Raw genomic sequence first — 13,345 nt, forward strand, 5'->3', positions numbered from 1 at the left:
CGGTCGTCAGCAGTCCGAGACCGATGAAGATCGCCATCAGGACATGGGTTGTATTCATAACACCTCTCCCAGAACCGAGATATCGAGAAATTGCCGGCTTCTTGCTGTGATCCCGATCACAAGGGAATCGGCGTCGTCTGCCGAGGGCGAATGCGTCGCTTGGCGATTCCACCTGTCGTCGTCTGTACCTGGAACCCGGGGGCGGGCGCTAGACCAAGTGATTTCAACGGGTTACGCTTATTTTCTCTAGGGGGTCATCCTGTCTCAAATACAGCCCGACGAGATTCAACTCGCTTCGCTGACGGACACCGGGCGGGTACGCTCCGAGAACCAGGATGCTTTCGGCTCTTTTCGCCGGGAGGATGGAGCCCGCCTGATCGTCGTGGCCGACGGAATGGGCGGACACCGCGGCGGCGCGACGGCTAGCCGGATGTGCATCGAGGCTGCGGGGCGTGTCTTCTGCGAAAGCGGAGCGAAACCCGAGGAGTGCCTGCGCGAGAGCCTGCTCACGGCGAATTCCGAGCTTCGGCAGGCTTCTGAGCTCGATCCCGAGCTCAGGGGCATGGGGACGACGGCTGTCGCGATCCTGTTCGAGGCCAATGGCGACGCTTTCATCGCCTGGGTCGGAGACAGTCGCGCCTATCTACTCCGCGGTGGAGAGCTGCGACCGCTCACCGAAGACCACAGCCTGGTCGCGATGTGGGTGCGCGAGGGCATCCTGACCCCCGAGCAAGCAGAAGAACATCCGCGACGCAACGAACTCATCCGCGCGATCGGAGTCGTAGATGAGATCGAAGTCGACATCGTGCAGTACGAGCCGCAGCGGGGAGACCGTCTCGTCCTGTGTTCTGATGGCCTCTGTGGCGCTGTTTCACCCAAAGTGATCCAGGCGGGCCTCGAGATCGCCGAACCCGAAGAGGCCGCCCGGGTGCTCGTCGCGAGCGCGATCGATGCCGGAGGTTCCGACAACATCACCGTTCAGGTGATCGCCGTTCCCGACGCCGGAGGCAACCGAGATGAGGGAAGGAAAATGTTGACGTTCGTATTGCTAGGCATCTTGGTCGTGATCACAGCCTTGGGCGTAATGTCGTTGATGCGTTAGTTGTTCTCGGCGCGCTTCTTCTTTCCGGGAAACCACTTTTTTCAGACACTTATCCGTTCGAGTTGCCTACTCATCGATGAGGGCCAGGTCGCCCCCGCATGTCGGCTTGCCGAGTCTCCCTCAGCTTTCGCTGACAGCACACAATTGTCGGAGGAAGCCTGGCCCTCACCGCGCTCGTCAGCGCGCCCGCCAGCGCTGGATTCAGGATTGGAAGGCACCCCGCCTGAAGACCGCCACCACCGCTCGAGCTGCAGTTCTGTTGCTGCACCTGCCGCGCAGGAACTGCGCCATTTTCGCTTTTCTCATCCCGTAAGTACCTGAATTTGCTGGGTTTGGATTTCCGGCACGACGATTGCTCTCTTGCGGATGCATGAAGAGCCGTACAATTCAGAAGGCCTGCCCGGATGCCACCTGGCCACTGCCGGGAGGGCTTCTGGATTGGTTTGGAGTACATGCGATGTCCCGAGAAGAGGACGGCTCCCGAAAGAGGGGTTCCCGTTCGAATCGGCGCAGCCGACCGAAGCGGCGCCGCAAGAAGGAATTGACCCCCGAAGAACAGGCGTATCGCGAAGCCCGCGAGCGCGCCGAGAAGAAGCTGAAATTCGTCCAGCACTTCGTTTCGTACTTCTTCGTATGCATATTCCTGCTCTTCGTCACGGGTCGTTTCGTCGCGACGATGGTGGCCCTGGGCTGGGGGATCGGACTCGCATCCCATTTCTTCCAGGCGATCATCGCGCCCGATCTGAGGAAACGCTGGGTGCGCTCCGAGGTGGACCGCGCGGTCGCCAATAGCGTCACGCGAGAGCGGCGCGTACTCGAAGACGAGAAACTGCGCTCGCTCGAAGAACTCTCTGCGTCGATCGCACACGAGATCCGCAATCCAATTACCGCGGCCAAGAGTCTCGTGCAGCAGATGGGTGAGGATCCTTCATCGGGTGAGAACGTGGAGTACGCCGACGTTGCACTCGAAGAGCTCGATCGCGTAGAGCGCTCGATCTCCCACCTTCTGCGCTACGCGCGAGAGGAGGCGATGGCTTCGGAGTCGATTCGCATGAGCGAAGTGATCGACAGCGCACTCGATTCTCTCGGCGATCGCCTCGAAGCACTCGGAGTGAACATCGAACGCCACCAGGACACCGAAGGTGAGATGGTCGGTGATCCGGAGAAACTGCGCAGGGTATTGATCAATCTGGTAGGCAACGCGATCGATGCGTTCGAAGAGGCGGATACGTCTTCACCCGCGCTGCACATCTCGATGGGCGAAAATCTGGCGGGAACCGATGTCTGGGTGCGCGTGAAGGACAACGGCCCGGGCATCGATGAAGAGACGCAAGCGCGCATATTCACGCCGTTCTTCACTTCGAAGGCGAACGGTACAGGACTCGGACTGGCGATCACGCGCAAGCTCGTGGACGCACACGGCGGTGAGATCGAGATCGGTTCATCGCCGGGCAATGGAACTGAATTCGTGGTGCAACTTCCCAAGCACCCCATCGCCGAGGAGATTCGCTCGTGACGGCGCGCATTTTGATCGTAGAAGACGAGAAGGGCATCCAACTGGCGCTGCGCGGTCTACTGCGACGCGATTCCTATGACGTCGATTTGGCCGACACCGGAGAAGAAGCTCTGCGGCGCCTCGAGAATTCTTCTTACGATCTGGTTTTGACCGATCTGGCCCTGGGCCGCGGCATCACCGGTATGGACGTGCTTCGCGCGGTCAAGCAGGATCGACCCGAGACCGCGGTCGTGATGATCACCGCACACGGCAGCGAAAAGATCGCAGTCGATGCGATGAAAGAGGGCGCGGAAGACTACGTTCCCAAACCCTTCGACAACGAGGAGATGCGCGTCGTCGTGCGCCGGGCGCTCGAGAAGACTCGTCTGCAGCGCGAGAACCGCATGTTGCTGGAGCGCGTCGAGCGCGAATACAGTTTCGAGAACCTGATCGGCTCCGGTCCCGCGATGCGGCAGATCTTCGAGACGATCCAGAAGGTGGCCGAAACCGATCTGTCGCTGCTGGTTCGCGGCGAGAGCGGCACGGGAAAGGAACTCGTCGCGCAGGCGCTGCACCAGCGCAGCCCGCGTCGCAATCGGCCCTTCGTCGCGGTGAATTGTGCGGCGATCAATCAGGAACTGGTCGAGAGCGAACTTTTCGGTCACGAGAAGGGCGCCTTCACTGGTGCGGATCGCAGTCGCATCGGCAAGTTCCAGGCGGCCGACGGCGGTACGATCTTCCTGGACGAGATCGGCGACATGGCGCCCGAGACCCAGGCGAAGGTACTGCGCGTCCTGCAGGAGCACTCCTTCGAACCGGTCGGGGGCGATAGTGAGGTGAACGTCGATGTGCGCGTGGTCGCGGCGACCCATCGCGACCTCGAAGCCGAAGTGAAAGCGGGCAAGTTTCGCGAGGATCTGTACTACCGCTTGAAGGTGGTCGAAGTGACGCTGCCGCCTCTTCGCGAGCGCTTGGAAGACCTGCCGGCGCTAGTCGAACGCTTCCTGACACAGGTGGCCGAGCGCCTGGGGCGAGAGAAAAGGCAGATGGATTCTGACGCGCTCGCGCACCTGGCTCGCCATGCCTGGGGCGGAAACGTGCGCGAGCTGCGCAACGTGATCGAGCGCGCCGCGGTGCTTTCGGCTGGAGAACTGATCGGTGTGTCCGATGTCGCACTCGATGCGGAGGTCAGCGTCGATGGGCCGACTCCGGGGCTCCCGCCTGGCACGAGTTTTCGCGACGCCAAGCGCCAGACCGTCGAAGGTTTCGAACGCGCCTTTCTGATCGGAGCCTTGCGCGAGAACGACGGGAACGTGTCCCGCACCGCCGAAGCGATCGGCATGGTGCGACAGAGTTTGCAGCAGAAGATTCGAGAACTGGATCTGCGGTCCGAAGACTGGACCGGGGACTCCAGGTAAGGAGGCAAGAATGACAAGCGATCGACCCAGAGGCCTGTTTGGCAGAGTCCGCGCACTACTCGAGGGTGTGTTTTCGAATTGGGTGCGCGACCGCGAAGTGGCCAGCCCGCACGCGGTCTACGAAAACGCGATCATCGAGCGCACGCGCCAGTACGCTGATCTGAAGCGCGCGGTTGCCGGAATCCTGTACATGCGCAACAAGATCGAAGGCGAGATTCGCGAAAGAGGCGCTGAACTATCGAAGCTGCAACAAGACATCGCTCGCGCAGTGAAGCACGGCGATGACGACGTGGCCCTGGCGCTGATTACGCAGAAGGACGCATTGCAGCAAGAACTGCAGCGGGCCGAGCACGAACTCGACGAAATCTCTTCCGAATGCGAGGTCGCCAAGGGAAACCTGGTGCAGTTCCGCGACGAGATCCGCAAGCTCGAGCGCGAGAAGGTGCGCGTGCTGGCCGCACTCGCCAATGCGCGTGCGCGCAAACGCATCCAGGAAGCTTTTGACAATCTGTCCCTCGACGGCGAGATGAAGGCTCTGGAAAGTGTGCGCGAACAGTTGTTGAGACTGAAGGCGGAGAACCGCATCGACAACGAGATCGGCGACGACGGACTCGAACTGCGGATCCGCGAGATTCGCGAAGAGGCCAAGACCGACGCCGCGCGTCTGGAACTCGAAGAACTCAAGCGACGCTTGCGCCCCGGTTCCCTCCCGTCCGCGGGCCGCGAAATCACCATTGAAACGGTCGAACCCGCCCAGGCGGCCTTCTCAGGCGCCTGAGGCCTTCCCCCGGAAACACACCGACTCTCCCCCTCCCTCGGAGAGCCGATCCAAAGGAGCCCCGGCAGCAACGGATGTCGGGGCTCCGCTGTGTGAGCTAAGCTCCGCGACCCGAGCCGGGGTGGCGGAATTGGTAGACGCAGTGGCCTTAGGAGCCACCGCTGCAAGGCGTGCAGGTTCGAGTCCTGTCCCCGGCACCAGAAGCTCCTGATTTCGCTATGCCCGGGTCCGGGTCGTTCGTTGGCGATGTTCGATGCCACAGCTCACAATGAATTGACGCCGCACTCCGCATTCGATGGACAGACCCGCTTTGCTATTGCAACGGGCGCGCTCCAAAATGTCGTGAGACGCAACACGGTCGCGAGCTTCGGGGGCAGGTCAGTGCCAGATTTCTTGCCGGTCGCAATTTGATAACGAACAAGGGGTGTCAGCCATGTCCAAAGGAAAAGAGCTCCTCGCCAGATATGAGAAAGAGGTCGAGGCGATCTGGTGCGATATGACGCCGAAGTCCCGGGCGCTGTGCGAACGGGCTGAGGAGTTTACACCCGGCGGCGCGCTCAGATCCCATTCCACCGGCACCTATCTGGCTTATTGTGACCGGGTCGACGGAAGCCATATGTACGACGTCGATGGCAACAGCTACATCGACCTCATTGTGGGCATGACCAGTATCATCGGGCACAACCATCCGAAAGTCGCAGAGGCGGTTCAGAAGCAGGTGCCAAAGGGTCTCGTCACCTTCATGCCCGATGAGGGTTGGGACGTGCTGGCAGAAATGATGTGCAGACGCGTCCCCTCGGTCGAGAAGGTGTGGCCGGCCTTTGGCGGGTCCCAGGCGTTTATGTGGGCCATACGGGCGGCAAGAGCCCATACCGGCAGGGAAAAGATCCTGAAGATCTGGGGGGGATATCACGGCACCTATGATGATGCCTTTGCTATGCCGCCTAAAGTATTCCCCGGGCTGCCCAAGAATACGCTCGACAATATCCTGATGACCAACTGGAACGACAAAGAGGGAACCGAAAAGATCATCCGGGAAAACAAGGATGATCTGGCGGCTGTCATCACCGAGGGATTTCAGACCGGTGGCACCGTCCCGCCGAAAGACGGTTACCTCGCCTTCCTGAGAGAGCAAACCGACAAACACGGCATTGTTCTCATCTTCGATGAAATTGTGAACTTCTGGCTCGATCACGGCGGGACCGGAGCGCTCTACGATGTTAGGCCCGACCTATGCGTCTATGGCAAGGGCATCGGAGGCGGCCTGCCGATGGGTCTCGTGGGTGGCCATAACGACATCATGAAACTCTTTAGCCAGAAAGAAGCGTTCAGGATAGCGGCCATCGCTGCTCACCAGGGTGATCCGGTGACTGTTGCCGCTAGTACGGCCTGTCTCAACATCATGACCGCCGATGAAATTGCGCGCATCAATGCCAATGGCGAACTGCTGGCCGATGGTATTCGGGGAGTTCTCAAGGACGTTGGCATCAGGGGCCTGGTGATTGGATATGGCAATCATCAGAGCGTTCACCTGACGACCGCCGACGAGGTCACCAATCCGCTCTCCTATTTGATGAATGCCAGTAAGCCAGGGCTGAAGGAAACCATGGCTCTCTTTCGCCGCTCGCTCATCAACAAGGGCGTCATCACACTCGAGGATCTAATGGCTCTGAGGGTTTCAACGCCGCTAACGAAGGGTGAGATAGAAACGTCGCTGGCCGCCATGCGTGAGAGCTTTACGGAGATCCATCCCATCCTCAAAGAGGTGGCGCCCGAACTCGTGGCCTAGCTGAAGAAGAGGGGCAACGAGCAGATCTGTGAGGCAGCACGTTCTGTAGTCGTTGGGGCCTGGTCTGGCACTCTTGGTGAAAATGCCGCTGCATCGATTGGGGAGGTGGTACCATCGCCGTCGATCGATGCGACGTGATGGAGGAGGGCGGACGTATGAAGAACGACGACGCACTGCGAACTCGGGCCCAGAAGGTGATTCCCGGCGGGATGTATGGACACATGTCGCCCCGCGGGCTGCCGAAGAACTACCCGCTGTTCTTCGCGCGTGCCGACGGCTGCCGGCTCTGGGACGTGGATGACAACGAGTACATTGATTTCATGTGCTCCTACGGTCCCATGATCGCGGGCTACGGCAACCCGCGTATCCGCTCAGCGGCCGATGCGCAGCGCCAGGCGCTGGACATCGCGAACGGCCCGGCCCCCGTTCTGGTGGACCTCGCCGAGCGTCTGGTGTCGCAGGTGGGGCATGCGGACTGGGCGATCTTCGCAAAGAACGGCAACGATGCGACGACGGTTTGCAATATGGTGGCGCGATCCCGGAGCGAGAAGCGCAAGATCCTGGTCGCGGCCGGTGCCTACCACGGTGCTCAACCCTGGGCGAACCGCACGTCTCGCGGCACTCCACACGATGAGCACGCGAACTACCCAACCTATAGCTTCAACGACGCGGAGAGCGTGCGGGCAGCTGCCGAGGCATGTGCCGGTGACCTCGCGGGGATCGTCGTCTCGGCTTTCAAGCACGACGCGGGCCTCCCGCAGGAGCTCGTCGACCCGGCTTTCGCGCGCGAGGTGCGACGCATCTGCGACGCCGCGGACGCTGCGCTCATTCTCGACGACGTCCGGGCCGGGCTGCGCCTGTCGCTGGACGCGAGCTGGGCCGTGCATGGCGTCAATCCTGACCTTTCAGCCTGGGGGAAGGCGCTCGCGAACGGCGAGCCGCTCGCCGCGATCCTGGGCAGCGAGGCCTATCGCGACGCGGCGTCCCAGGTTTTCGTGACGGGCTCGTTCTGGTATCAGGCCGCGCCCTTCGCCGCGGCGCTCGCGACCCTCGACGTGCTCGAGGAACTGGACGCACCGACGCGTCTCGAAAAGCTGGGGCAGGCGTTCCGGGACGGCCTCGAGGGGCAGGCGCAGCGCCATGGCCACGCGATCTGCCAGACCGGACCGCCGCAGATGCCCACCGTGATGTTCGAGGACGATCCCAAGTTCAGGAAGGGTCGGGAGTTCTGTGGCCACGCGCTGACTAACGGCGTCTACCTGCACCCCTGGCACAATATGTTTCTCTCGGTCGCGCACACCGAGCGCGACATCGAGCACGCGCTGGCTGCCACTGAGCGCGCGTTCCAGGCGCTCGGCTGAGTCCGGAAGAGTCCCCACCGACCACAGGCGGGATTCCCCAGGTTGTTCCGGGGAGTGTTTCCAGGATAGATAGGAGCCTTTGTGCCTCGCCGCGGAGATGGGTGTCTTCGGATCGGCCTGGAAGCAGATCAGTTCGGTGCCCAAAGCATGGACAAGCGGAAAAGGTTTCATCTCGAGTGCGTTCAGGAAGGCGATTCTCCAGGAGGAAGGGAAACCGCCGGAAGCTAACTCCGGATCTGGTCCGGGAAACCCAAGCGGCTCACAGAAGCAATTCTCTCAGGTTTCAATCGGTCCGAATATCCCCAGGCAGGTCATGCTGACGGGAAGCAGTTTGTGACTTCACCGGGAGTCAAGCGTATAGGGACGACTCCGGGCAACTCGGGTGGTTGCCCAGGTCGCACCAGGCCTTCGCGCGGCACCAGTCGTGGTTTCGCGAAGCCGAGAGGCGCAGGTTCGAATTGCCGAGCGTGGATTGCTCAGCCCGGGAGCTAGTCCTGTTTGAACTCGAGGCCTTCGAATTTCTTCGAGTTTCGCCATGCTTTGATGAAGTCGAAGTAGGCTGCGGGACCCTCGGGGTAGCCGCCGGCGTTGCGGCGGTCAGCCGGAGTCGGTAGCTGGCCCTCGTTGTTGTAGTAACCCGGAGTACAGTCGGGGCTGCTGAGAAGCGCTTCTGGGCCGCTGTCGATGAGCTTCATCCAGGCCTGCTCGCCCTCTTCGGTCACCTCCACCTCGGTGGCGTCGGTCTCGAGGGCCTTTGCGATGATGGCGGCGATGCTCTTACCGGCATCGTTGAGGTTGTGCGTGATATTGGAGACAAGTCGCGCGCCCTGGCTCAAGCCCTCGATGAAGAGCGAGGGGAAGCCGTGGACGTGTACCCCGTGCATGCTTCGCATGCCTTGCTCCCAATGTTCGGACAGGGTGCGGCCACCGCGGCCGACCGTTTCGTAGTCGGCGGTGTGGGAGAGGTGTACTTCGAAGCCGGATGCGAAGACGATGCAATCGAGTTCGTAGTGGGTTCCATTCACCCAGACACCGGTCTCGTCGATGCGCTCGACCCCCTTGCCATCGGTGTCGATGAGGTGGTTGGTAGGCACATTGTAGGACTGGAGGTACTCGTCGTGGAAGCAGGGCCGCTTGCACAGCTGGCGGTACCAGGGCTTGAGGGCCTCGGCGGTCGCCGGATCCTTGACGATCTCGTCTACCCGCACGCGGATCTCATTCATCTTTTCGTCGTCGCTCTCGTTGTAGGCCTTGGCGAACAGCTCGGGACCAATGGTGACGTTGCCCTTGCCCATCTCTGCGATGGCTCGGTCGCGGATACGTTTGGCGATGTCGGTCCAACCGTCTTTCACGAGATCCTCGTCGGTGAATCCGCCCATCTGGAGGGTTGCGAAGTTCATCAGCCACCCGTCTTGCCATCCCGGCTTGAGTTCGGCGAACTCCTTGGGATCGATCGGGTGGTTGTTGCGCACGTCGATGGACGAGGGCGTGCGCTGGAATACGAAGAGCTCGGCCGCGTCGCGCGCGAGTGCCGGGATGCATTGGACCGCGGTGGCGCCGGTGCCGATGATGCCCACCCGCTTGTTGGCCAGGTTCTTCATCGGGGCACCTCCCCAGTCGCCGCCTGTGTAGTCGTAGTCCCAGCGCGCGGTGTGGAAGGTGTGGCCTTGGAAGGACTCGATTCCGGGGATGCCCGGCAACTTTGGGCGAGTCATCGGCCCGGTGCCCATCGCGACGAATCGCGCACGGAAGCGGTCACCCCGGTCTGTCTCGATCAGCCAGCGTGAGGACGCGTCGTCCCATTCCAAGTTAGTCACCTGGGTCGAGAACAGCGCCTTGTCGGTGAGATCGAACTTCTTGGCGATGCGCTGTGCGTGTTCGAAGATCTCTTTGCCGTAGACGTACTTCTTGCTGGGCATATACCCGGTCTCTTCGAGCAGAGGCAGGTAGACCATCGCCGCGGTATCACACATCGCACCTGGATAGCGGTTCCAGTACCAGACTCCGCCGACGTCACCGGCACCGTCAATGATGCGGACATCGGTCACGCCGAGCTTGTGCAACTGCGCTCCAGTGCAGAGGCCGGAAAAGCCACCGCCGATCAGTGCCACTGTGACCTCGTCGGTCACCGGCTCGCGATCGACGTCACCGACCCAAGGGTCACCGGCCAGGTCGGCGAAGCGGCCACTCGGCTCCAGGTACTGATCTGCCCCGTCGGCGCGGAAGCGCTTGTCTCTTTCGATCTGGTATTTCTCACGCAGCGCTTCATGGTCGGACTGGCCGGAGGGATTGAACGATGACATGCGGGTCTCCAATGAAGTGTTGACGACCAAAACACTGTAAGTGACTCATATACAGGAGCCACCTACAATTCGAGCATGGAGTAACAAGAAGAGGCTCAGGGGGTTCATTTGCTTCGAGAGCGCAAGAAGGCCAGGACGCGAGCCGCATTGACCGAGGCGTCTCGACGGGTGAGGAGAAGCATCTCGAAGAGTGGGGGCGCGTCAAGCGGATCCTACGCCTCGGCTCGCTGCATGGTGTCGATGATCCGTACTAGACGGACCGCTACGGTGCGGAGCTCTGGGCGCCGGGCCTTTCGGAGACAAGACGATGGCGACTACAGCCATTGGTCTTCGACATCACTGACTCGCTCCCGAACTCGAACAGGCGGACGAGAGGAACCCAGCTCGTCCGCTCGATCAGTCATGCACTGCTCTGCGTAAAGCCGCAGATTGGGCCGAAGGCTCTCAATGCTTGGAAGCGCGGTAGCCCTCGAGGCGCCGAAGAAAGTCGGGCTCTTGCTTCTTGTCGGTAAGGGCCTCGATTGCACGCAACTGCGTCGTTGAAGCATCCTCGTATCGGCTCGCCGATGCGTAGGCGGCCGCGAGCGTGTCGAGAAAACTGGCATTGCCCGGCTCTTGCGACAGCGTCCTCTCGGCGAGTCGCACAGCTGTCTCGGGCTCACGCAGCTTGAAATCGTGGGCCGTCGCCAGCAACCACGCGAGATTGTTCGAGACTTCCAGGTTACGGGGGTCTGCCTTCTGCGCGGCTCTATAGTGGCCGATCGCCGTCCGATGCTCCCCCATTCGATCCGCCACCAAGCCCAGCGCCGCCTGAGTCTCTGCATCGTTGCGCCGGGATGTCTGAACACCTGCCAGCTCGGCCCGTGCCGCCGCAAGTTGTCCCTTGCTGGCCAATAGGATTGCGAGCTCGATTCGCGCAGTGTCGTAGGTCGGCTTCATTCGGAGGGCGTCTCGCAAGTGACCTTCCGCTTCTTCGAGATTGCCCGTCACACGTAGTGCCGTGCCGAGTGAAGCGTGGGCGAAGTAGTTGTTCTCCGTAACCGCGACCGCGTGCGCAAAGAGCGTTTGCGAGTCCTTCCAGTGCCGAACCTGCAGGCTTGCAACCACTGAGAGCAACACGATGAGCACTGCACTCGCGGCTGCCAAGCGGCGCTGTTGCGTGCGCGAATCGCCCGCAGCCCGAACACACGCCCACGTCACCGCAAGCATCACACCAATGAGCGGTACGTACATGTATCGATCGGCGCGTGCTTGTGTCCCCACCTGCACGAGGCCGATGACCGGAACCAGCGTTCCAAGGAACCAGAACCATCCCACCAAGAGGTGTGGATGCCGAGAGCCTGCGCGCAGGCAAAGCGCACTCGCGGCCACAAGGATCACACCGGCACCGATCCCTCCCCATTTGAGTTCTTCCGCGCCTGGGTAGGGATAGAAGATCGCAAGCCCGGCCGGCCATACGCTGTCCTGCAGGTAGGCGAGGTAGGAAAGCGATGCGTTCGCCACTCGAAGCAGCATGGGCACCTGTGACGAGTGCTCGGCTCCCGCGGCTCTTTGCGCCAAGAGAGTGACGACGCACGAGACGGCAACGAGCCCGAACAACGGAAGCTTCTCGCGAACTGCACCTCCCAGGCCTGAAAGCTTCGAGAGCCGACCACCTTCCCCGGTACCGATGCGGCCTAGTGGCCAGTAGTCGAGCAGCAGGAGGGCAAACGGGAGGGTGACGGCGAGAGGCTTCGAAAGAAGTGCCAATGCGGTGCCGATCAACACGAGTACATAACGCCGTGGGCTCGGCACTTCGATATAGCGCGCGTATGCAACGAGGGTTGCCATCCAAAAGAATCCAGCAAGTACATCCTTACGCTCGGACGCCCACGCAACTGATTCCACATGAATGGGGTGAACCACAAAGACCGCAGCGACAAAGAGGCTCGCGACCCAGTGTCGAGTCATCCCGACCAGGGCGAGGAAGAGCAGAGCGGCGCCGGCACCGTGTAGCACCACGTTGGTGACGTGAATGCCCGCTGGGTTCGTTCCGTAGAGGGCGTTGTCGAGGGCGATCGACAGTGAGGTAAGGGGAATCCAATTCGCGGAATAGGGCTCGAGGAAGGCGCTTCGCAGATCGTCGAGACCCAAGGCGCCGTCGAGGTGCGGGTTGGCGACGAAGTACACCTGGTCGTCGAGCGAAATGAATTCGTGACCGACGACCGGGAAATAGACGACGGCGGTCAGAGCGGCCAGAAGGGCAACCCCGAGGATCTTGCCGCGGACACCCGCCGACCAGGCCTCCGTGTCTGGTGGGTTCGAGTCGCTCTTCGCGGTGGCGTTGTCTTGCCGAGTGGACGCCTTCCTCGGGCTGCCTGAGCGGGATCGGCGGCTCTTGGCCTTTGTGTTCTTCTTGCGTCTCATCGCACGCGGAACTCTAGCAGTCGAAGGGAGAATGCGTCTTCCAAGGTGTGACCGGTGGGAACTTGGACACAAGCTCACGATTCGTATCGCGAAGACCCTTCGAACTCTACTCAGTGACCAGGTCGGATCTCTTGATCTCGATCGCCAATCGACCATCAATGACCAGGCCGACTTCGAACCCCGACGTGCTTTCGCCAACAGCCAGCTTGGTGGTGTAGTATGGCCTTCTTGCATAGTTCTTCAGGCGGGGCGTCTTGGCTCGCAGAAGCCTGAGCCAGGCGGCTGTGGCTTCTGATCCGAGGCAGACTTGACCACGGCCCAGTCACGCTTTCACTACACAGACACTCCCGATCCTATCCAAGCGAATCGCATTGCCCGAAGAGACGAGACGCGTTGGTGCAGACGGAGATGCAACCAAGTGATTCACCTCCTCTCCCCTCACCAGGAACGTCATCAATGACATGACGTCGGCTTCTCGACGTCGGCCGTGCCTCGGTGAAGCCAGCATCGAATCATCGACCCTGGAGTCTGCAACTCAGCAAAGAGATCAGGATCGCGTGTCGCGCAAATCGCCGCGTGGATCCGGCGGTCGTGGTTGCGTCGGGGAGGAGTTACCTGCATACGAGATCGTATCGGCACCTTGACGGACCGGCCTTCCGGATCGGCTTCGAAACGTATCTACTCTACAAAGCC

General features: G+C 61.3%; 8 protein-coding genes and 1 tRNA gene. 7 read left to right on the top strand and 2 right to left on the bottom strand.

Annotated features, from left to right (window positions below):
* Positions 1 to 256: 256 nt before the first annotated feature.
* The 7 genes from GY725_21680 (at position 257) to GY725_21710 (ending at position 7,943) form a co-directional block, all read left to right on the top strand.
* Positions 257 to 1,102 (top strand): Stp1/IreP family PP2C-type Ser/Thr phosphatase, encoded by an 846-nt coding sequence (locus tag GY725_21680; protein MCP4006800.1) that lies wholly within the window; start codon positions 257 to 259, stop codon positions 1,100 to 1,102.
* 457 nt (positions 1,103 to 1,559) lie between these two features.
* The gene (locus GY725_21685; GenBank protein ID MCP4006801.1) at positions 1,560 to 2,618 is read left to right on the top strand and encodes a Pr2TM family membrane protein; all 1,059 of its coding nucleotides are present in this window, start codon (positions 1,560 to 1,562) and stop codon (positions 2,616 to 2,618) included.
* A complete protein-coding gene (locus tag GY725_21690) occupies positions 2,615 to 4,015 on the top strand; it encodes a sigma-54-dependent Fis family transcriptional regulator (protein ID MCP4006802.1) in 1,401 nt (466 codons plus the stop codon). Before GY725_21685 ends, GY725_21690 begins: the two co-directional genes overlap by 4 nt.
* A gap of 10 nt (positions 4,016 to 4,025) precedes the next feature.
* Positions 4,026 to 4,793 (top strand): hypothetical protein, encoded by a 768-nt coding sequence (locus tag GY725_21695; protein ID MCP4006803.1) that lies wholly within the window; start codon positions 4,026 to 4,028, stop codon positions 4,791 to 4,793.
* Between the two features lie 115 nt (positions 4,794 to 4,908).
* A tRNA-Leu gene (locus GY725_21700) sits at positions 4,909 to 4,993 on the top strand.
* Between the two features lie 233 nt (positions 4,994 to 5,226).
* The gene (locus GY725_21705; protein ID MCP4006804.1) at positions 5,227 to 6,582 is read left to right on the top strand and encodes an aminotransferase class III-fold pyridoxal phosphate-dependent enzyme; all 1,356 of its coding nucleotides are present in this window, start codon (positions 5,227 to 5,229) and stop codon (positions 6,580 to 6,582) included.
* Positions 6,583 to 6,737: 155 nt separating this feature from the next.
* Positions 6,738 to 7,943 carry an aminotransferase class III-fold pyridoxal phosphate-dependent enzyme gene (locus GY725_21710; protein MCP4006805.1) on the top strand — a complete coding sequence of 402 codons (1,206 nt, stop codon included), beginning with the start codon at positions 6,738 to 6,740 and terminating at the stop codon, positions 7,941 to 7,943.
* Positions 7,944 to 8,431: 488 nt separating this feature from the next.
* Here the strand turns inward: GY725_21710 and GY725_21715 are convergent, their stop codons facing one another.
* Both GY725_21715 and GY725_21720 read right to left on the bottom strand, forming a co-directional pair.
* A complete protein-coding gene (locus tag GY725_21715; GenBank protein MCP4006806.1) occupies positions 8,432 to 10,246 on the bottom strand; it encodes an NAD(P)/FAD-dependent oxidoreductase in 1,815 nt (604 codons plus the stop codon).
* A gap of 444 nt (positions 10,247 to 10,690) precedes the next feature.
* The gene (locus GY725_21720) at positions 10,691 to 12,652 is read right to left on the bottom strand and encodes a tetratricopeptide repeat protein (protein ID MCP4006807.1); all 1,962 of its coding nucleotides are present in this window, start codon (positions 12,650 to 12,652) and stop codon (positions 10,691 to 10,693) included.
* Between the last annotated feature and the right edge of the window lie 693 nt (positions 12,653 to 13,345).

The organism is bacterium, assembly GCA_024226335.1.
Taxonomy (GTDB): Bacteria; Myxococcota_A; UBA9160; order SZUA-336; family SZUA-336; genus JAAELY01.